This window comes from Streptomyces bugieae, assembly GCF_036352915.1.
Taxonomy (GTDB): domain Bacteria; phylum Actinomycetota; class Actinomycetes; order Streptomycetales; family Streptomycetaceae; genus Streptomyces; species Streptomyces endophytica.
The window spans coordinates 1-474 of the sequence record NZ_JAZBJP010000121.1; the positions used below are offsets into that span (position 1 = coordinate 1).

At 64.3% G+C, this 474-nt stretch carries 1 protein-coding gene; it reads right to left on the reverse strand.

Going from position 1 to position 474, the window contains the following annotated elements:
- Window positions 1-474, reverse strand: a 474-nt coding sequence (locus V2J85_RS40475; protein WP_330824371.1) for an MMPL family transporter, incomplete at both ends; no start/stop codon positions are given.

Sequence of the window (474 nt, forward strand, 5' to 3'; positions counted from 1 at the left end):
TCGCGGTAGCGCATCAGGATGAACAGGGAGTAGTCGATGGCCAGGGCGATACCGAACATCGACACCGTCGACGTCACGAACACGCTCATCTGTGTGTACATCGACAGCAGATAGACCAGGCCCATGGTCACCACGACCGTGCAGATGCCGAGCACCAGCGGCAGCGCCGCGGCGGCCAGCGATCCGAACACCGCCAGCAGCACGATCAAGACGATCGGCAGGTTCCACTTCTCGGCCGCGGCGATGTCGTGCTTGGTGGCCTGCGTCGCGGCCGCACCGAGTGCACCCTGACCGATGACGTAGAACTTGACCTTGCCGTTCTCGCTCTCACCGGGCTCTTCGCCGTGCACACCGACCTTCTGGCGCAGCTGCTTGGCCACATCGACCGCGCCCGTGTTGTTGAAGTCCAGTTGCAGGGTGATGACGTAGGGCCGGTCGGGCTGCGGGGCCGGCTGTTGGGGATTCGGCACGATC